Origin of the sequence: uncultured Plantibacter sp. (genome assembly GCF_963518075.1) — a bacterium.
GTDB classification, from domain to species: domain Bacteria; phylum Actinomycetota; class Actinomycetes; order Actinomycetales; family Microbacteriaceae; genus Plantibacter; species Plantibacter flavus_A.
This window is the reverse complement of the sequence record NZ_CAUQHZ010000001.1, coordinates 96878-114438: the sequence shown is the minus strand read 5'-3', so window position 1 is coordinate 114438 and position 17561 is coordinate 96878. Positions and strand designations below refer to the sequence as shown.

Genomic DNA, 17561 nt, shown 5'->3' with positions numbered 1-17561 from the left:
CACGACAGCATCGGGATCGAGCCTGCCGATAGGCTCGAAGGCATGCTTCGTCTGATCGCCTTCGCGGCTCTCGGTGCTCTCGTCGGCGGGGTGATCGTGATCGCCGTCGGTCCATCCACCGTCGGGTACACGGTGGCCGGCATCGCACTCCCCGTCTTCATCATCTCCACCGTGCTCACGCTCATCGCCCGGTCGGTGGGGAACGCCATCGGGGCTTCTCCGGAGGCCGTGCAGCAGGCCAAAGACGCCCGCCGGCTCGGGGTCGCACGCATCGACGCGCTCCGTCAGACCGGCACGCAGATCAACGACCAGCCCCTCTGCGAGCTCGACCTGACCGTCCAGCCACTGCAGGGATCGGCCTTCGCGAGCACCATGCGCACCGTCGTCCCGCTGACCGCCATCCCGATGTTCCAGCCCGGCACAGAGCGTGATGTCGCCATCCTGCTCGACGGTGGACCGGAGGTCGCATTCATAGACGAAGGTGAGCTCTCACCGGCGGAACGGGCGCGTCTGCGCGTGCCTGGGCGTGGGTCCGTCCCGTTCATCCCGGTCGAGCCGCACCGCCGCATCGTCGACGGCGTCCGACGGGGGCCGTTGCTCGGCGTCGGCCGCGCGGGCCGGCCCGCACGGTTCGCCCTCTTCGCGGTCGTGGCGATCGCGGCGGCGACGGTCGTCGTCGCGCCGTTCCACCAGGCGGTCGGGCAGTCGTTCGCCGCCATGCAGGATGGCCGGCTCCGACCGGATCTGCGCCGACCGGAGGCGCTCGCCGACGCTCAGCGGGCGCTCGAGGAGGCGATCGGTCACGACCGCGTGGCCTCCATCACGGTGGCGGCCGACTTCATCATCGTCGAGGCCCCACTGTCCGCTGGTGACACGAAGACCGACCGCTGGACCTACCGGGACGGAGCCGTCACCAACGACGGCGCGGCGACCTCGCAGCCCGAGTCGACGGCCGAGCAGTTCTCCTGGACGGATGTCGCGCTCGACCGCGTCTGGACGCTGATGCATGACGGTGCCGAGCAGGTCGACCGGCCCGTCGGCGACACCCTCGCCTACGTGGTCCGCGCGACCGACGACGACGTCCACAGTCCCGCCTTCGGTCGCCCGGCCGGGCCGCCGGAGATCATGTTCAGTGTCGGCGACGACTACGGCACGACCTCGTTCGTCGCTGACGCGGACGGTTCGGGCCTCACCGCGCGGTGAAGCCCCGGGACACTCCGAGCGAACGGCATACTGTCGTCATGAACGCTGCGTCACCGTCATTCCCGCCACTAGCCGTCGGATCCGCCCCGGTACGGACGGAGCGGGCGACCCGCCCGGCGTTCGTGCTCACGCTGATCGGAGCGGCGCTGGTCCCGGTGCTCGGGATGCTGCTCGCCGTGCTGACCACGACCACCGGAGGGTTCGCCCTCGGCATGCTGGCCGGGCTGTCCTTCAGTGTCATCTCCTGGCTCATGCTGTTCGCCGTGGTGCAGTTCGCGACGGTCCGCGGAGCACAGTCGGTGGCTCGTACCGTGCTGACGCTCGACACGAACGGCCTCCGCGGCAGCATCCCGCAGGGCGAGGTCTTCCTCCCGTGGGGCGCGATCGAGCGCATCTCGGTCCGCTCACGCGGCAAGTGGCGGATCCTGACCTTCCACCTCGTGCCCGGCCTGACCGCGCAGTCTCCGGGCGTCTCGACGACCCTCCCGCCACGGTCCTTCGCCGCGCTCGGCAAGCTCGGGTTCCAGGTCGGCGAGGTGGCGATCGACACACCCGTCGACACCGTCCTCGCCGCGACGAACGCGTTCACCGGAGGCCGTCTGCGCTGAGCCGTGGTCGACGGGTCTGTCGGATGGTCTGGCACGATCGGATGTATGGACTCCGCACACGCCGCCAGCCCGGTCGCCGCCCCCGACGTCGCTGCCGCGAGGACGATGTGGCAGGCGTACGCCGAGCATCGCGGCGGCGCGGGACTGGACGACGCCGACTACACGGTCGAGCACTTCGGTGACACGGCCCGGCTGGCCGATGAGCTCCTCGACATCGTCCTGAGTGGACGGAAGCGGGCCACCGCCGAACTCGTCTCCGAGTTCGCGCATCGCGGGGACCCGCTTCCGCGGATCGGATCGCACTGGATCGCGTGCGACAGCACTGGTGCTCCGCGGATCATCATCCGGAGCGTCGCACTGCGCATCGGTCCGTTCGGGAGTGCCGACGCCGCCTTCGCGTTCGCCGAAGGCGAGGACGACCGCACGCTCGAGAGCTGGCAGCGCGAACATCGACGCTACTGGGAGCGGACCACTGCGGCCCGGGGTGCGGTGTGGTCTGAGTCCGAAGAGATCGTCTTCGAACACTTCGCCGTGGTGTGGCCGCCGGAGCAGGCCGACGGACACGTTCCGGTCAGGCCGGTTCCGTAGACTCCCCGCATGCCGATGTCCGACTACGTCGCCTCGATCCGCTCCCACATCGGGACCGGGTTCCTCATGCTCCCCGGGGTCACCGCGGTGATCCGCGACGGGGACCGGTTCCTCCTCGGTCGCCATCACCACTCCGGCCTCTGGAGTCTGATCGGCGGCGGCGTCGAGCCGGGTGAGGAGCCCGCCGACGCCCTGCTCCGCGAGGTCCTCGAAGAGACCGGCGCCCGGGTCCGCATCCGCGGGATCGTCGGGGTGTACGGCGGTGAACCGATGATGGTGCGCTACCCGAACGGCGACCACGTCGGGTACGTCACCACCGCCTACGACTGCGAGCTCCTCAGTGAGGCGACCGCGGATCCTGAGGAGCTCCTCGAACTCGGCTGGTTCGCGCGGGACGAGATCCCGACGCTGCCGCGGCGCGACTGGATCGATCGCGTCATCGACGACGCAAGCGTGGATCTGCCGCGCTCAGGCCGAGGCGAGCTCGCGGGTGGTGAGGACGCCGGTCTCGAGCGCTGAGAGCGCCACGACCTTGTAGCCCTCGGCGTCGAAGAAGATGGTGACGCGATCCGGCTCGACACCCATCACGGTGCCGGGACCGAACTCCTCGTGGTGCACCGCCTGGTCGACATGCAGCGGCGAACCACCGACGGCATCTCCTGACCCGGCGCGCTCCTCCTCCTGGTGTGCCTCATGCCGTTCGCAGCCGTCGCAGTTCCCGCACCATTCCGCTGCCTCGACACCGAAATACTCGAGCAGCACCCGCCGGCGGCAGTGCGACGTCTCGGCGTAGGCACGCATCATGGCGAGCCGCGATTCAGCGATCCGCTCGCGTGACTCGAGCGTCTGGCGCACAGTGCCGATCGCGCGCTTCGGACCGATCTCGTCGATCGCCCGGACGCCGTCGGCGGTGTCGACGAGGCCGGCGTCCGCGAGGTCGTTGACGAGGCGGGCGACCGTGCGGCGCGGCCGATCGAGCTGCTCGGCCAGATCGCCGACGCTCGAACCCGGAGCAGCGCGGACGGCCCGCCAGACGGCGCGCAGTGCGGATTCCGACACCGAACGCTTGGTGAAGAAACGACGGAGACCGAGATCCTCCGCGCGGTAGTGGAGCGCGGTGGTGGCAGGTTCACCATCCCGTCCGGCCCGTCCCACCTCCTGGTAGTAGGCGTCGAGTGACTCGGTCGTCGTGGCGTGGAGGACGAAGCGCACGTCGGCGCGGTCGATCCCCATCCCGAACGCCGAGGTCGCGACGACGACGTCGAGCTCGCCGGCTCGCCAGCGATCGTGGACGGCGCGACGTTCCGAGGTCTTCAGGCCGGCGTGGTACGCGGCCACCCGGCGTCCTTCGGCCGCGATCTCCTCGGCGTATCGCTCGGTGTCGCGGCGCGTCGCCACATAGACCAGTCCGGGCGCCGTCCAGGCGCGGGCCTCGTCGACGACCGCGGCTCGCTTCTCCGCTTCGCTCTCGTGCCGGTGCACGACGAGGCGGATCTCCGGGCGGTCGACGCCGTGCACCTGGACGTCCGGATCGTGCATGCGCAGGCGTTCGATGATCTCGGCGCGGACGGGGCCGGATGCGGTGGCCGTCATGGCGAGCACCGGCGGATCGCCGAGTTCGCGGCGGACGTCTGCGAGGCGCAGGTAGTCGGGTCGGAAGTCGGTTCCCCATGAGGAGACGCAGTGCGCCTCGTCAACGACCATGAGTGAGACACCGGCCGCGCCGAGCCGGGCGACGGTCTCCTCGTTCGCGAGCTGTTCCGGAGCCAGCAGCACGTAGACGGGCCCGCGCTCGTCGATGCGCTCCCAGGCCTCCGCGATCGCATGCGGCCCGAGCGAGCCGTTGAGTGCGACGGCCGGAGGGGCGGCAGGCGCCGCCTCGATCGAGGCGAGTTGATCGGCCTGCAGCGCGACCAGCGGTGAGATGACGAGGGTCACGCCACCGCGCTGGGCGCCGGCGACCTGGTAGACCGCCGACTTCCCGCCGCCCGTGGCGAGGACGAGGAGCGTGTCGCGCCCCGCGACGGCCGACTGGATCGCCTCCCGCTGTCCCGGCAGGAACGTCTCCCATCCGAAGTCATCGCGAGCGATGCGATCGACGGAACCGGCGGACGTACGAGAGGAACCCATGCCTGCGACGGTACCTCCGCGCACCGACCTGTCGAGCCCGCTTGACGGTGGCCGCCGGCTCTGCAACGCCGCACCGTCGAGCAGGACGGAGGTCGGTCTCCGGGGTCCTCAGGCGGTCAGCTCGCCATGACGCCGTAGAGCACGTAGTCGTCGAGGTACTGCCAGACGGTCCCGGTCTCGGCGAACCCCGCGCTGCGGAGTGTCTCGAGGTGGAAGCCGAGGGTGACCTTCGGCGGCGCCTCGTGGAGCGATGCACCCCAGACCTCGTCACGACGGCGGAGCGCGTCGGCGTAGCGCGGCGTGGCCGCGACCGCGTCCCACCAGCCGTCCCACGTGTCGGTGTCGCCGGAGAAGGTCTCCTGCTGCATCGCCTCGTCGTCGGTGCGGGCGATGTCGGCCAGCGTCGACTCGTGGTGTCCGCTGTACGAGAGGTGATCGCCGTTCACGACGATGCCGCCCGGCCGGATGAGGGCGGGCAGTGCGCGGTAGACGTCGACGAGGTCGGCGGGTCGGAGCCAGTGCAGTGCCGTCGAGGAGACCACGGCGTCGAACCGGCCGTCCGCGATGAGCGGATGCGCGGCCCAGCCGGCGTCGGCGAGGTCGACCTCCGCGATCGAGAGCCGCGGGTCTGCTGCCGAGAGGTCGGCGGCGATGGCGAGGAGCGCGGGGTCCTTGTCCGCGACGACCGCCCGACCATTCGGGACGGCTGCGAGGACGTGCTCGGCGAGAGAGCCCGTCCCGCCCGCGAGATCGAGGATGCGGGGCGCGGGCGAGTCCGCGCAGATCGCCGCGACGACCCGCGCGATGGTGTCGAACCGCTCTGCTCGATGCCTGATGTAGCCGGTCTGCTGCGCATCCCAGCGCGATGCGAGGCTCCGAGCGGTCGCGAGCGTCGTCGCGTCGTCGGTGGAGATGGATTCGGTCATGGGGACTCCTTGGTGTCGGGGTGGAGGTGTCGTTCCGGTGGCAGTGAGAATTCGAAGCGCACCCGGCCGGCCGCGTCCTCGTGCCGGTGGGTGCTCACGTCGTAGACCCGGTCGATCAGGCCGGGATGCAGGACGTCCCGCGGTGGGCCTGCACCGGCGACGCGGCCGTGGTGGAGGAGGACGAGGTGGTCGCAGGCCTGAGCCGCGAGGTCGAGATCGTGCAACACGACCACGACGGTGGGTGCGATCGTGCGCAGGAGCGCGACGACCTCGAGCCGATGTCTGAGGTCGAGATGGTTCGTGGGTTCGTCGAGCAGGACGTGCGGCGCACGCTGCGCGAGGGCTCGGGCGAGGGCGACCCGCTGGAGCTCTCCTCCGGACAGGGTGGCCAGGCGGTCGAACGCCCGGTGGGTCAGCCCGACCGCGTCGATCGCGGCGGCGACCTCCTGATCGTGGGTGGTGCCACCGACGCGGAGTACGCCGTGTTCTGCGAGACCGCCCAACGACACCTCGTCGACGACGCGCAGCCCCGGGTCCGGGTCGACTCGCTGGCCGACCTCGGCGACCCTGCGGGCGATCCACCGTCGGCGCCGCGTGCCGACGTCCTGCCCGTCGACGGCGATCCGACCACGCTCGATCGGAACGGCTCGCACGATCGCGCGCAGCAGCGTCGTCTTCCCGCCGCCGTTCGGCCCGACGATCCCGGTCACGCTGCCGGTCGGTGCGGTGAAGGAGACGGCGTCGAGCAGCTTGCGGCCACCGGAGCGGACGGTCACCGCCGCGGCTTCGATCATCCGAGATCGTCCAGGAGCCGAGCGAGCTCGTGAGGGCCCTTGATCGAGAGCAGGCTCGGCGGATCCGTGTACGGGAAGCGGAGCGCTGTGACCCGGTCGTCACGGACGGCGCTCAGCCCGGAGGCACCCGGCGTGCTCAGGAAGGCGTCGATCGTACTCTGCGGGTCGCCGCTCGAGTACAGCAGCACGATCGTGCCGGGATCGCGGGAGATGATGTCCTCCACGCTGGCGTCGAAGACCCGCTGATCGGAGTCCGCGTACACGTTGGTGAGGCCCGCGGCCGCGAAGACCGGGGTGACCATGCTCGGCCCGCCGTACGGCGACAGCACGGCGCCGCCGGACGAGACGTAGAGGGCAGCGGCGGTCCCCGCGTCGGGAGCAGGTGACTGCACGGTCGCCTTCGCCGCGGCGATGGCCTGCTCGGCCTGTTCGCCCGCTCCGAGCAGGCCGCCCAGGGACCGGACCTCGTCCCAGACCCGGTCGAAGGTCGCCGTCCTGCTGAGCGCCGGGTCGGGGTTCGAACAGTAGGCGGTGGGGGAGTAGACGGGGATCCCGCTCGCCGCCAACGCGTCACGGTCGACGGCGTTCTCGGGGGCGATGACCAGATCCGGCGACGCACCGAGGATGCTCTCCTGGGAGACGACCGAACCACCCGTCGCGTTCTGCTCGGTGGTGAGCGGCGACAGGGCGTCGAGTGCGTCGTACGTGGCGTCCGCGTACAGGCCCGGTTGTGGGGTCGCGGTGATGGCGACGATCCGGTCGACGGCTCCGAGCGCCTCCAGGTTGGGCAGTTCGTCGTCGTTCACGAGCACGATGCGTCGGGCCGGCGCGTCCAGGGTGATCGTCGAACCGCAGTTGTCGATGGTGACCGGGAAGCCGGCGTCGCTCGGAGCGCCAGAGGGCTCAGCTGCGGTGGTGGCCGAGCAGGCGCTCAGGATGCCGAGCGCGAGCACGGGGACGGTCGCGGCGAGGAGCGCTCGCCGGAGTCGGGGTGTGGTCATCGGGTGTCTTCCGTTCTGATGGGGGAGGGGAGGGGCTCATGTCTCGGACCGGGCACCGTGGCCCTGGCGGAGGAGCGCGAGGAGGAATGGCGCGCCGAGGATCCCGGTGATCACACCGACCGGGATCTCCTGCGGAGCGAACGCCGTCCTTGCGATGGTGTCGGCGATGACGAGGACGATGCCGCCGAGCAGGGCGGCGACGGGGAGCACGGCCCGGTGGCGTCCGCCGACGAGCCGGCGCGCGAGGTGGGGGATCACGAGCCCGATGAAGCCGACGCCCCCGACGGCCGCCACCGTCACGCCGACCATCGCCGAGACGCCCACCATCAGTCCGATCCGCGCTCGCTCGGGGTCGAGTCCGACCGATCTGGCCGAGTCGTCGCCTGATGCCAGGGCGTCGGTCCAGGGCGCGAGGACGATGAGGGCGCTCAGGCCGATCACCGCGGAGATCGCCGCGGCGAGGAGGGCGGCCGGTTGCACCGACGCCAGCGACCCCAGGAGCCAGAACAGCACGGAGCGTGCCGCTTCCGGTGCGTCGCTGGAGAAGACGAGGAAGCTCGTGGTGGCGTTCAGCGCGTACCCGACGGCGAGCCCGGCGAGGACCAAGCGCAGGGGCCCGCGTCGATTCGCCATCCCGGCGAGCAGGACGACCAGCAGCACCGCACCGATGGCCCCGGCCAATGCGGCGCCGGCGACGAGGAGCGCGCCGCCACCGCCGATGACGAGCACGACGAGGGCCACACCCGTCGAAGCGCCCGAGTTGAGTCCGAGCAGGTAGGGGTCTGCGAGCGCATTGCGGACGAGGGCCTGCAGCATGACTCCCGCGACGGCGAGCACGGCGCCGGCGACGAGTCCCATCGCCACCCGCGGCGCTCTCGTGATCCAGACGATCTGATCGACCGAGTCCGGCCAGGGGCCGGGTGCGCTTCCGAAGAGGTGCCGGGCGAGGACAGCCACCACCGTCGGCGGTTCGATGGGGACGGGGCCGATCGCCACGGCGATGAGGATCGTCGCCACGGCGAGCATGGCAAGACTGACGGTCATCGCCGCGTCATGCCGGCGGCCACGCCGGATCGACGCGACGACGACCTCGTTCAACCCTGACGCGCCTTGAAGCGCGGGTTGAGCTTGTTGATGACGAAGACGCGACCGCGTCGGCGGACCACTTGCGCTCCTGGCATCTTCTTCAGCGACTTCAACGAGTTCCTGACCTTCATGACCGCACCCTCCATATTGATAATGGTTATCAATACCATAGTGGGTGGATCTCGCCGATGTCACATCGACCGCCGCTCGGAGTGCCGTTCAGTCGACGGGCGTGCGTGTCCGGAACGCCGACGCTGCAGCCATGACCGCGATCAGCACGAGCATCATGAGCGGCGGCATCGCGGCCTCGGCGCCTCCCTGTGCGACGAGCCGACCGGTGAGCGCGGCGCTCGCCGCGATACCCGCGGCGGAAGCCGAGTTGATCCAGGTGAACCCCTGCGTCAGTTCCTGGGGGACGACCGTCGCCTGCACGATCTGTGAGGACGAGGCGAGGAGCGGTGCGATCGCGGTCCCGCCGACGAGGAGCATGATCGCCAGGCCAGGCAAGGCGGGCCAGACGGCACCGACGACGACGGCGAGCGTGAGGACGACGGACGCGATCAGCTGCACGGTCCGGGGCTGCGGTGTCGATCGCAGCGCACCGTACAGCGCGCCGGCGACGATGCTCGCGGCACTGGAGAGCGCGAGGACGAGTCCGATGAACGGTTGTCGTCCCTCCGCCGTCGCCGCCGCCGTGACGAGGAGTGGTACCGCACCGAAGAAGCACCCCAGCCCGAGGTTCACCCCGAGCGCCGCGAGGAACGGTGGGGCGAGGAGGGTGGAGCGGTGGATGTCCGCCCCACGCTCCGGTCGACGTCGCGGTTTCGGGGCGGTGGAGCGTTGCAGTGAGAGTGCGACACAGCCGGTGGCCACGAGGATCCCCGCAGCCGCGGATCCCGCCCACGGCGCGAGCGAGGTACCTATGAGCGTCACGAGGATCGGTCCCGACAGGAACACCGCGTCGTTCACGTTCGCCTCGAGGGCGAAGGCGGTCCGCAGCGCATCGGGCTCCGGGAGGAGCCGCGACCAGCGCGCCGCCGACAGGGCACCGGGCTGCGGGATCGCGACACCCGCGACGACGACGATCGCCAGGGTGATGCCGAACGGCGCACGTCCTGCAGTGGCGATCGCGACGACGACTGCACTGACGTGCACGAGCACGGCCACCGGCACGGTCGCCGTCTGTCCCCACCGGTCGGTGAGTCGGGCGATCTGCGGGCCGACCACCGCCTCGGCGAGCGCGAACGCCCCCGTCGCCGCCCCTGCGGCCGCGAACGACCCCGTGGCGTGCTGGATCGAGAACAGCAGCCCGAGTCCGGTCATGGCGACGCCGAGCCGGGCGAGGGCTGCAGCGAGGAAGAACCGGGGCGCGCCGGGGTGGCCGAGGACGCCGCGATACCGGCGGGCGGCTGAGCGGAAGTGGCCGAGGATGGAGGGCGGGAATGAGCGAGCAGTCGTCATGGACGATGCCTCCGAGGCGGAGCGGGGGATCGATCGGCAGACAAGTCGGCCTGGGCTTCGACGATCACCACGACACCGCGGTACCCGTCCATCGTGCCCGCCAGGCCTGCGGGGTGCAAGCGTCGCGAGTCGCCCGCGGTGGACGGTCCGCGTGAGATGTGGGTGGGTCGTGCGGTGGAGTTCGGGTTCCGTGCTCCGCGGGCGGTCCCAGCGCTGGTATCTTACGGATGCCGCCGACACCATCGGGGTGTGAATCCGGATGCGGTGAGGAGTGACGAGGTATCGATGCGAACGGTCGGCGTACTGGACAGTGACGACCGCGCCCGTGCGTCTGCCGTGTCGTGGCTCGGCTCCCACGCACCTGATCTGCAGGTGACGATCGCGGCGTCGTCCTGGGGTGAGATGCTCACGGACGACCGGTTCCCTCCGAGTGCGGTCGTGTTGTGCCCGCGAGTCGGGGACCGGGTCGACATCGCGTACAAAGCGCGTGTCTGTCGCATCCTCGACATCGACGTGGTCGTGGTCTCCGATGCTCCTCAACAGGAGATCCGGTCCGGGCACCGGAGCGTCGGCGCCACGTTCGTCTCGACCGTCGAAGCGGCGGCGGGAGTGCTCCGCGCAGGAAGCTGACCCGCGCCCGCAGCCGGGCTCAGCCCGCGGTGTCGGTGAGGAGCGAGGACACGGAGGTCGCGATGTGGTCGGCCCCCTCGTGGTCCGCGGCCGTGATGGTGACCACGGCGTCGCCGGCGAAGATGACGAGCTGCCCGTAGGCCCCGTGGAGTCGCCAGGCCGCGCCAGGACCATCCCACCCGGCGAGCGCATACCGCTCGTAGCCATCGCCGGTGCCGGAGGGCACCCACTCGGTGTGCATGGCGTCGATCCACTCCGCCGACAGGAGTCGTTCGCCTCCCCACCGGCCGCGGTCGCGGATGAGGCGGCCGATGCGCGCGAGTTCCGTGGTGCGGAGGTGCAGCCCTCCGCCGGCCGCGATGAATCCGCGGGGACACCGCTCCAAGGGCGCGTCGTGGATGCCGAGCGGTGCGAGGAGCCGTTGCTCGATGTAGTCGCCGACGTCGCCGACCCGGGTCTCGAGCGCGCGCATCGCCGTGTAGGTGCTGGCGTTCGAGTATTGGAACACACGACCGCGGGACGGCCTGCTCAGGAACTCGAGGGCGAGGTCCGGCCAGTCGGACAGCAGGGTCGGTGACCAGGGGAGGTCGACGCCGCTCGTCATGTTCAGGAGGTGGCGGAGGGTGACGTCGGCAGTACCCTCGCCGAAGTCGACTTCCGGGAACACCGCGCCAAGCGTGGTGTCCATCGTGATGAGACCGTCGTCGATGGCGATGCCGACGGCGAGCACACAGACGCCCTTCGCTGCGGAGTGGATGTCCTCGCGGACGTCCTCGGTCCAGCGGTGCCCGGCTTCGTCGTCACCGGCGAGCACGTGCAGGCCGTGCGCGTCGAAGCCCAGCTCGGCGACCTGCTGGACGATGCGGTCGCGGAGGAGGGCTGCTCGGGTCGTTTCGGCTCGGGTCACGGTTCCAGTCTGCCCGACGCCCGCACAGCGCGAACGCCGTCCATCGCAGGGTTCATCGGGTGCGACCGGACTTCCCGACGTCCAGGCGGCCGGCGAGTGACGCCCCGAGCAGCCCGAGCGCGGCGGTCCGGTCAAGAAGTCCGCGTGAGCGACAACGGTTAGCGGCACCGCGCAGCTCACTCCTGCCGCCGATCCCGGCGCTCAGCCCCCTCCAGGCGGGGAGGCGTTCGCAGTGCCCGCGCTGAAGGCGGTCAGCAGTCGCCGGCCCTCCGGCCAGGCGCCGAGTCCACTGGCGGCGTTCACGTGGCCCTGCCGCCCGATGCTGATCCGAGGCACGCCCCACATTGCGGCGAACTCGGCTGCGCGTGCCTCTGAACAGTACGGGTCGTCGTCACTGGTCACGAGCACTGCGGGTGCGGATGGCCGGACATCGAGATCTTCGGCGAACGCGGCGGCGACCCTCGGGAATCGCGGCCCCTCGGGATCGGGTGCGGCGACGAGGAACAGCCCGGCGACTCGTGCAGGGTTCGCCGCCGCCCAGCGGACGGCCAGCAGGCACGAGAGGCTGTGAGTCACCAGGATCGCCGGCTCACCTGCCACCGCCCGGTCGAGCGCGGCGGACCAGTCGTCGAGATCCGGCTCGTCCCAGGAGGCCGGCGCGAACCGTCGGATCGCGGGTGTCTCGCGCTCCCAGAGGGACTGCCAGTGGGCGTCGTCGGAGCCACCGATCCCGGGCATGGTGATGATCGACATGGGATTCCTTCGTCGTGGTCGGGCGATCTGCCCTCAGCGTGCCAGTCGAACCCTCCGTCTCAGCAGCTGGAGCGTCACCATCCGTTGTTTACTAAGCAGATGACGGACGATGCTTCGCTTTCCTTCGATCGAACGGATCAGACGATCCTCGACGTGCTCCAGGTCGACGGGCGAACCACGATGACGGACCTCGCCCGGCTCGTGCACCTGTCCCAGCCGGCGGTGTCGGCGCGGGTCCGCAAGCTCGAGCTCGCCGGGTACATCACCGGCTACGGGGCTCGGGTGTCACCGCAGAAGCTCGGCCTCACGACGCACGCCGTCGTCCGACTCCGGACGACCCACGCACAGATACAGGCGTCGCTGACCCAGTTCGACGAGCTTTCGGAGATCCACCGGATCTACCGCGTGACGGGCGAGGACTGCTTCGTCCTCGACGTGCACGCCTCCTCGCCGGAACGCCTCGAGCAGATCATCGACGCCATCGGTCGGTTCGGTCCCGTGAGCACGGCCCTGGTGCTGCGCGAGTACCCGGCCCACCCCATCGCCAGTCGCTGAATCTCGCTCTGCGGTCCGCATGTCGCATCGGGGTGGTCGAGTGCACCCGGCGGCGACTACCGTTGACGGGTGTTCACCGTGATCAACCTCGCCGACGGCATCGACATGCGGCCCTTGGAACTCGGCGACGCGCGCGAACTCGCCGCCGCATACGTGCGAAACCGCGACCATCTGGCCCCGTGGGAGCCGGCCCGATCCGACGAGTTCTTCACCGAGGCCGCGCAAGCGGCGGACCTCACCAGCAAGCTCGCGTCGAGTGCCGCCGGGAGCGCATACTCGCTCGGCCTGTTCGACGGCGCGACCATCGTCGGCCGGTTCAACCTGTCGGGGATCGTCCGCGGCCCGTTCCAGAACGCCGGTCTGGGCTACTGGGTGGATGCGGAGTACGCGGGCAAGGGCCTCGCGACGGCCGCCGTGCAGGCGATCCTCCGGGTGGCGCGCGACGACCTCCGCCTGCATCGGGTGGAGGCGAGCACCCTGCTGCACAACCACGGTTCGCAACGGGTGCTCCGCAACGCCGGGTTCGAGCACATCGGCATGGCGCCGTCGTACCTGCGGATCGCCGGGACCTGGCAGGACCACAACCTGTACCAGGTGATCCTGCACGACTGACCGTGTCGTGTGGGTCGAGTGGTCATCCGCGCTTGCCCCGTGCACACTGGAGTGATGACAAACGCCCGTGTCGTCTCGGTCAGCAGCGACGATGAGCACCGCTTCTCCAAGCCGCGACGGGACGCGATCACGCTCATCGCTGGTCTCGGTGTCGAAGGCGACGCGCATTTCGGTGCGACGGTGCAGCATCGATCCCGCGTGAGACGGGATCCGACGCAGCCCAACCTCCGACAGGTCCACCTCATCCACCGTGAGCTCTTCGTGGAGGTGGACGCCGATCTCACCCCGGGTGAGCTGGGCGAGAACATCACCACCGAGGGGCTGGACCTCCTCGACCTCCCCGCGGGTGCCGTGCTCCGGCTCGGGACGGACGCCGTCGTCGAGGTGACGGGGCTTCGGAATCCCTGTGTCCAGATCGACCGCTTCGAACCAGGTCTGCTCAAGCAGGTCGTCGGCACGGACGCCGAGGGTCGCACCGTGCGCAAGGCGGGAGTCATGGGCGTCGTGCTCGCCGGCGGCGTCGTGCAGCCCGGTGACCCGATCGCCGTGGAACTTCCGGACGGAGCCCGGGTACCCCTCGCGCCGGTGTAGTGGCAGCTCCGCAGTATCGCGGTGTATCGCGGTGCGACGGTGCGTGTGATTCCCGCCTACCGGAGCGCCAGCCGCGTCTGCGTGTGGGTCGCGCCGCCGTCGTTCTTCATGCTGCGGAGGAGGCGGTCGAGGGCGGCAGTGCCGGCGACGCGGATGTGGACGAGGTAGTCGTAGGCGCCGGTGACGTGCACCGCGTCTCTGATCTCGGGGATCCGACGGGTCCACTCCAGGAACTCCTCCGACTTGCGCGCGGGGTCGAGTCGGACGTCGATGAACGCCTCCAGCCCGTCCTCGGCGACCGGGGCGTCGGAGCCGAGGATCGCGCGGTACCCGGTGATGACACCACTGCGCTCCAGACGGTGGACACGAGCCGCAGTCGCATTCGTGCTCAACCCGATCTGACGACCGAGCTCACTGAACGAAATGCGCCCGTCGGTCCGCAGGACATCGATGATTGCACTGTCGAGGTCGTCCATGCGACACAGTATGCCGTTTCAGCGCCAGAACACACTGTCTCGACCGGTGTGCTGCACCAGAGTCGTCGGCATGGACCTTCTCGTCGCCCTCCTCGCCGGTTCCGTCGCCGGGCTCGCCCTGGCCGCACCGCTCGGGGCGATCGGGATGCTGCTCCTCCAGGAAGGCATCACGCGCGGGCTGCGCCGTGGACTGCCTGCGGCCGTCGCCGTTGCGACGGTGGACGTGGCGTACTGCACGGTCGCCGTCGCTGCCGGTGCGCTCGCCGCGCCCATCGTGGGCGGCTGGTCTCCCTGGCCGCAGCTTCTCGGGGGTGTCGTCGTCATCGCGCTCGGAGTGCACGGCCTCCTGCAGGGCCTCCGTGCGAAGCCGTCAGCCGGGGAGCGATCCGCTGAGCGCTCGGGCACCTCGCCTCAGCGGTACGTGCTCTTCCTCGGCCTGACGGCGATCAACCCGGCCACGCTGGTGTACTTCGCGGCGATCCTGACCGGGCTCACCGAGTTCACGGCACCAGGGTCGACGGCGGTCGCCTTCATCGTGGGTGTCGGGCTCGCATCCTTCGGCTGGCAAGCGCTGCTGGTCGCGCTCGGAGCCGGACTGCGGCGGAGGACGGGCGCGTCCTTTCGGAGGTGGACGGCCATCGTCGGCAACGGCCTGATCGCCGCATTCGGTGTCGCCCTCATCATCCAGGCGCTGTGATCTTCGCCCTGTGAGCGCCGGCTCGTCCGTCGATCAGCGCCTCGCCGGCACGTCCCCGCAGGGGTTCCGGGACGTCGGCGCGACGATCTGACCGCTCGAGGTCGTGCGGTGACGGCGGGCCGATTCGCTTCCCGATTCCCGTGAATCGAATATCGTATGTTGCGTTGCTTTGATGGGGTCATCGCAGTGATGCGTTCGGATTGAAGGGGGATGTCGGGTGACGGAATCGCGTGGGGGTACGCCGGCCGGTTGGTATGCGGACCCGTGGAACCCGACCGGGCAGCGGTACTGGAACGGCTCGGAGTGGACCCCGCAGGTGCACAGCGGAGTTTCGCAGCAGCAGCCGCAGCCGCCATCGCAGCCACGACCCGTGCAGCAGCCACCAGCCCCACAGCAGGCTCAGCGTCAGCCACAGCAGCCACACCAGTCGAAGCGTCCCGGCAAACGGCGGGGCCGCACGATCGGCATCGTCACCGGGAGCGTCGCGATCGCGGCCGCGCTCGCCGTCGTGGCGGCGTTCGTCGTGGTCCCTGCCGTGACCGGCGGCGACGAGGGCCGTATCACCACCGACCAGTCCGCACTCTACGATTTCACGGCCCCACAGGCGGGCCTCGAACGCGACCACGAGTTCGAGATCGACGTCGACTACGACGTCAAGGCAGAGAACAAGAAGCGGGCGGACGCCGACGACCTCGACCGCGGCGGTAACGCGCCCCCATGGGCGTTCCAGGTCTTCTACGACGCGGCTCTGACGAAGCAGGCCGAGTACTCGGTGTACCAGTCCGACTCCGGTGGCGGCGTCACGATCTCCGGAACCGAACTCGGGAAGACGTTCGGGAAGACCGAGGCGGACATCCTCGACGAGGCCGGGGCATCCCGCGGCCGCTGGGGCCTGCACGACGAGTACTTCCTCGTGAGCCGGCTCGAGAAGGACGGCACCGAGCGGGACAAGCCGCTCGTGACCAAGTTCACCGTCGAGTCGGAGTACTCGGCGCCCGAGGTGACCTTCGGGGCGGCCGACGACAGCGGCGGTGTCACGCTGTCCTGGGAGTCGGTGGAGGGCGCCGACACCTACCTGATCGTGCACCACGAGGTCACCAAGCGGGGTGACGGCGTCTTCAAACTGGTGGCCGAGGTCGACGGGACCGAGTGGTCCTCCGCTGGCGACACCGAGAACCTCGAGGTGAAGGAGGCCCCGTTCGTCAGTCGTCAGAACATCGGGCTGCAGGCCTACAACTACCGCTCGCAGACCGAGGACGACGTGGCCGGCGGCGAGGAGCAGGACGCCGGCGAGGAGGAGATCGCCGCCGAGACGATCGGGTTCGACCTCGGCGTGATCGCCACCGACGGAACCTCCTTCTCCCCGTACAAGCCGTACGACTTCACCCGCTCCGCCGGCTTCCTCCCGCTCGAGGTCGCGTCGAACTCCACGCGGGCGCTGAAGAACTGGGGTGCCAGCGGCTACATCGAGGGCATCGAGAACGTGCAGAAGGTGCTGCCGTTCGTCTCGGTCGACGGGCGCACCCGCTCGACCGTCGCGTACCTCGATGACAGCGCCGTGCTCGACTACGGCGATCGATGGGTCGTCCCGCTCCGCGGACGCAACACACAGCTGGGGGAGTGGATCCCGATCACGAAGCGGTCGACCCCCGACCCGGTCGCAGCCATCGCCCAGTTCAACGCCGCAGCGCAGGAGGCTGCCCCGCCGACCGGCATGCCGCGGTTCGACGCCTTCGTGGCGCCCGAGAACACCGACGCCGAACCGGTGTCCGAGGTGCCGCCCACCGACTACCCGGTCTACGGCAGCACCGAGTTCACCAGGTTCCTCGCCGGGCACCTGATCGCCCAGACGAAGTCGATCGACATCTCCGAGTTCGTCGACACTCCGGGAGCGCCCGACCCGTACGACGCCGTGTACGAGGCGCGGGCCCAGAACCCCTACGTCTTCAACGTCAGCTACGTCGGACTCCGCGACGGGGGAGACACCCTGCTCGTGACGTATTCGCTGCCGAACGACGAGGTGGCGGCGCTGCAGGCGCAACTCAAGCAACGCGTCGACGAGGTCGTGGCGGCAGTGGCACCCGAGGGGCTGAGTGATCGGGAGAAGGTCACCGCGCTCAACGAGTGGCTCGTCTCGAACGCCGAGTACGACGACACCGCCTTCGCGACCCTGCAGGGCGACGCGTTCGACGGGGTCCCGGTCGGCTACGAGTACGCCTGGAACGCCACCGGGACGCTGTTGCAGGGGCTCGGTGTGTGTGCGAGCTACTCCTACGCCTTCAACGCGCTCGCGAACGCCGCGGGTGTGCAGACGGTCGTCGTGACCGGCGACGTCCTCTCCGGTGGGCCGCACGCGTGGAACAAGGTGTTCGTGGACGGGCAGTGGCTCGCCGTCGACACCACCTGGAACGATGGCGGCGACCCCTCGGCGTACCTCATGATCCCCGACTCGGGCTTCACCGACACCGCGCAGCGGGTGGAGGACACGTACTGGATGATCGACTCGTCGATCCCCGCGTACGCGACGCCCTGATCGGCGAGCA

Annotated in this window: 20 protein-coding genes and 1 pseudogene; 11 read left to right on the top strand and 10 right to left on the bottom strand. The window is 70.0% G+C overall.

Annotated features, from left to right (window positions below; genetic code table 11):
• The first annotated feature begins 42 nt into the window (after window positions 1-42).
• Genes RWN05_RS00565 through RWN05_RS00550 form a run of 4 tightly spaced genes read left to right on the top strand, consistent with a single transcriptional unit; the run spans window position 43 to window position 2918 of the window.
• Complete coding sequence (locus RWN05_RS00565; protein WP_314137823.1) at window positions 43-1203, top strand: hypothetical protein; 1161 nt, start codon at window positions 43-45, stop codon at window positions 1201-1203.
• 38 nt (window positions 1204-1241) lie between these two features.
• Window positions 1242-1811 (top strand): hypothetical protein, encoded by a 570-nt coding sequence (locus RWN05_RS00560; RefSeq protein ID WP_314137822.1) that lies wholly within the window; start codon window positions 1242-1244, stop codon window positions 1809-1811.
• Between the two features lie 45 nt (window positions 1812-1856).
• Complete coding sequence (locus RWN05_RS00555) at window positions 1857-2399, top strand: ASCH domain-containing protein (protein ID WP_399542840.1); 543 nt, start codon at window positions 1857-1859, stop codon at window positions 2397-2399.
• 9 nt (window positions 2400-2408) lie between these two features.
• Window positions 2409-2918 carry an NUDIX domain-containing protein gene (locus tag RWN05_RS00550; RefSeq protein ID WP_240555657.1) on the top strand — a complete coding sequence of 170 codons (510 nt, stop codon included), beginning with the start codon at window positions 2409-2411 and terminating at the stop codon, window positions 2916-2918.
• Here the strand turns inward: RWN05_RS00550 and RWN05_RS00545 are convergent.
• From RWN05_RS00545 to RWN05_RS00515, 7 genes are all read right to left on the bottom strand, one after another.
• On the bottom strand, window positions 2868-4529 hold the full coding sequence (locus RWN05_RS00545; RefSeq protein WP_314137819.1) for a RecQ family ATP-dependent DNA helicase: 1662 nt from the start codon (window positions 4527-4529) through the stop codon (window positions 2868-2870). The genes RWN05_RS00550 and RWN05_RS00545 overlap by 51 nt on opposite strands.
• 116 nt (window positions 4530-4645) lie before the next feature.
• Window positions 4646-5455: a trans-aconitate 2-methyltransferase gene (locus tag RWN05_RS00540; protein WP_229939791.1), complete on the bottom strand. Its 810-nt coding sequence runs from the start codon at window positions 5453-5455 to the stop codon at window positions 4646-4648.
• Entirely contained in the window at window positions 5452-6249 is a 798-nt protein-coding gene (locus tag RWN05_RS00535; protein WP_314137815.1) for an ABC transporter ATP-binding protein, read from the bottom strand. The genes RWN05_RS00540 and RWN05_RS00535 overlap by 4 nt, the downstream gene beginning before the upstream one ends.
• Window positions 6246-7250, bottom strand: a complete 1005-nt coding sequence (locus RWN05_RS00530) for an ABC transporter substrate-binding protein (protein WP_314137813.1) — start codon at window positions 7248-7250, stop codon at window positions 6246-6248. The genes RWN05_RS00535 and RWN05_RS00530 overlap by 4 nt, the downstream gene beginning before the upstream one ends.
• Before the next feature lie 36 nt (window positions 7251-7286).
• Window positions 7287-8294 carry an iron ABC transporter permease gene (locus RWN05_RS00525; protein WP_079001024.1) on the bottom strand — a complete coding sequence of 336 codons (1008 nt, stop codon included), beginning with the start codon at window positions 8292-8294 and terminating at the stop codon, window positions 7287-7289.
• Between the two features lie 50 nt (window positions 8295-8344).
• Window positions 8345-8467, bottom strand: coding sequence for a type B 50S ribosomal protein L36 (gene ykgO, locus RWN05_RS00520; RefSeq protein ID WP_064295097.1), 123 nt, complete (start codon window positions 8465-8467; stop codon window positions 8345-8347).
• Between the two features lie 88 nt (window positions 8468-8555).
• Complete coding sequence (locus tag RWN05_RS00515; protein ID WP_314137809.1) at window positions 8556-9797, bottom strand: MFS transporter; 1242 nt, start codon at window positions 9795-9797, stop codon at window positions 8556-8558.
• 285 nt (window positions 9798-10082) lie between these two features.
• Here RWN05_RS00515 and RWN05_RS00510 point away from each other — a divergent pair, with 285 nt between their 5' ends.
• On the top strand, window positions 10083-10427 hold the full coding sequence (locus tag RWN05_RS00510; RefSeq protein ID WP_064295059.1) for a hypothetical protein: 345 nt from the start codon (window positions 10083-10085) through the stop codon (window positions 10425-10427).
• 19 nt (window positions 10428-10446) lie between these two features.
• Here the strand turns inward: RWN05_RS00510 and RWN05_RS00505 are convergent, their stop codons facing one another.
• Both RWN05_RS00505 and RWN05_RS00500 read right to left on the bottom strand, forming a co-directional pair.
• Window positions 10447-11334 carry a serine hydrolase gene (locus tag RWN05_RS00505; protein ID WP_314137807.1) on the bottom strand — a complete coding sequence of 296 codons (888 nt, stop codon included), beginning with the start codon at window positions 11332-11334 and terminating at the stop codon, window positions 10447-10449.
• A gap of 201 nt (window positions 11335-11535) precedes the next feature.
• Complete coding sequence (locus tag RWN05_RS00500) at window positions 11536-12087, bottom strand: alpha/beta hydrolase (RefSeq protein WP_079001029.1); 552 nt, start codon at window positions 12085-12087, stop codon at window positions 11536-11538.
• A gap of 99 nt (window positions 12088-12186) precedes the next feature.
• On the opposite strand from RWN05_RS00500, the gene RWN05_RS00495 reads away from it, so the two are divergent.
• The 3 genes from RWN05_RS00495 to RWN05_RS00485 all read left to right on the top strand — a co-directional run bounded on the left by RWN05_RS00495 (window position 12187) and on the right by RWN05_RS00485 (window position 13845).
• Complete coding sequence (locus RWN05_RS00495) at window positions 12187-12642, top strand: Lrp/AsnC family transcriptional regulator (protein WP_314137805.1); 456 nt, start codon at window positions 12187-12189, stop codon at window positions 12640-12642.
• 105 nt (window positions 12643-12747) lie between these two features.
• Window positions 12748-13254, top strand: a complete 507-nt coding sequence (locus RWN05_RS00490; RefSeq protein WP_399542865.1) for a GNAT family N-acetyltransferase — start codon at window positions 12748-12750, stop codon at window positions 13252-13254.
• 54 nt (window positions 13255-13308) lie between these two features.
• Window positions 13309-13845 (top strand): MOSC domain-containing protein, encoded by a 537-nt coding sequence (locus tag RWN05_RS00485; RefSeq protein WP_314137801.1) that lies wholly within the window; start codon window positions 13309-13311, stop codon window positions 13843-13845.
• Between the two features lie 56 nt (window positions 13846-13901).
• Here RWN05_RS00485 and RWN05_RS00480 read toward each other — a convergent pair whose 3' ends face one another.
• A complete protein-coding gene (locus tag RWN05_RS00480) occupies window positions 13902-14321 on the bottom strand; it encodes an Lrp/AsnC family transcriptional regulator (RefSeq protein ID WP_079001035.1) in 420 nt (139 codons plus the stop codon).
• A gap of 70 nt (window positions 14322-14391) precedes the next feature.
• Between RWN05_RS00480 and RWN05_RS00475 the strand changes: the two genes are divergently transcribed.
• The 3 genes and pseudogenes from RWN05_RS00475 (at window position 14392) to RWN05_RS00470 (ending at window position 17551) form a co-directional block, all read left to right on the top strand.
• Window positions 14392-15018 (top strand): LysE family translocator, encoded by a 627-nt coding sequence (locus tag RWN05_RS00475; RefSeq protein ID WP_167620429.1) that lies wholly within the window; start codon window positions 14392-14394, stop codon window positions 15016-15018.
• A 217-nt stretch (window positions 15019-15235) separates the two neighbouring features.
• Window positions 15236-15352: pseudogene (locus tag RWN05_RS18095) on the top strand (DUF2510 domain-containing protein); the annotation flags it as partial.
• Between the two features lie 36 nt (window positions 15353-15388).
• Complete coding sequence (locus RWN05_RS00470) at window positions 15389-17551, top strand: transglutaminase domain-containing protein (protein ID WP_153303360.1); 2163 nt, start codon at window positions 15389-15391, stop codon at window positions 17549-17551.
• The last annotated feature ends 10 nt before the right edge of the window (window positions 17552-17561 follow it).

What these genes read in the sequence shown, in the direction of transcription:
- RWN05_RS00515 (WP_314137809.1), bottom strand. Translation starts at nt 9,797, where the DNA reads ATGACGACTGCTCGCTCATTCCCGCCCTCCATCCTCGGCCACTTCCGC.
- RWN05_RS00475 (WP_167620429.1), top strand. Translation starts at nt 14,392, where the DNA reads ATGGACCTTCTCGTCGCCCTCCTCGCCGGTTCCGTCGCCGGGCTCGCC.
- RWN05_RS00495 (WP_314137805.1), top strand. Translation starts at nt 12,187, where the DNA reads ATGACGGACGATGCTTCGCTTTCCTTCGATCGAACGGATCAGACGATC.
- RWN05_RS00565 (WP_314137823.1), top strand. Translation starts at nt 43, where the DNA reads ATGCTTCGTCTGATCGCCTTCGCGGCTCTCGGTGCTCTCGTCGGCGGG.
- RWN05_RS00540 (WP_229939791.1), bottom strand. Translation starts at nt 5,455, where the DNA reads ATGACCGAATCCATCTCCACCGACGACGCGACGACGCTCGCGACCGCT.
- RWN05_RS00555 (WP_399542840.1), top strand. Translation starts at nt 1,857, where the DNA reads ATGGACTCCGCACACGCCGCCAGCCCGGTCGCCGCCCCCGACGTCGCT.
- RWN05_RS00535 (WP_314137815.1), bottom strand. Translation starts at nt 6,249, where the DNA reads ATGATCGAAGCCGCGGCGGTGACCGTCCGCTCCGGTGGCCGCAAGCTG.
- RWN05_RS00510 (WP_064295059.1), top strand. Translation starts at nt 10,083, where the DNA reads ATGCGAACGGTCGGCGTACTGGACAGTGACGACCGCGCCCGTGCGTCT.
- RWN05_RS00545 (WP_314137819.1), bottom strand. Translation starts at nt 4,529, where the DNA reads ATGGGTTCCTCTCGTACGTCCGCCGGTTCCGTCGATCGCATCGCTCGC.
- RWN05_RS00485 (WP_314137801.1), top strand. Translation starts at nt 13,309, where the DNA reads ATGACAAACGCCCGTGTCGTCTCGGTCAGCAGCGACGATGAGCACCGC.
- RWN05_RS00480 (WP_079001035.1), bottom strand. Translation starts at nt 14,321, where the DNA reads ATGGACGACCTCGACAGTGCAATCATCGATGTCCTGCGGACCGACGGG.
- ykgO (WP_064295097.1), bottom strand. Translation starts at nt 8,467, where the DNA reads ATGAAGGTCAGGAACTCGTTGAAGTCGCTGAAGAAGATGCCAGGAGCG.
- RWN05_RS00530 (WP_314137813.1), bottom strand. Translation starts at nt 7,250, where the DNA reads ATGACCACACCCCGACTCCGGCGAGCGCTCCTCGCCGCGACCGTCCCC.
- RWN05_RS00490 (WP_399542865.1), top strand. Translation starts at nt 12,748, where the DNA reads ATGCGGCCCTTGGAACTCGGCGACGCGCGCGAACTCGCCGCCGCATAC.
- RWN05_RS00525 (WP_079001024.1), bottom strand. Translation starts at nt 8,294, where the DNA reads ATGACCGTCAGTCTTGCCATGCTCGCCGTGGCGACGATCCTCATCGCC.
- RWN05_RS00560 (WP_314137822.1), top strand. Translation starts at nt 1,242, where the DNA reads ATGAACGCTGCGTCACCGTCATTCCCGCCACTAGCCGTCGGATCCGCC.
- RWN05_RS00500 (WP_079001029.1), bottom strand. Translation starts at nt 12,087, where the DNA reads ATGTCGATCATCACCATGCCCGGGATCGGTGGCTCCGACGACGCCCAC.
- RWN05_RS00550 (WP_240555657.1), top strand. Translation starts at nt 2,409, where the DNA reads ATGCCGATGTCCGACTACGTCGCCTCGATCCGCTCCCACATCGGGACC.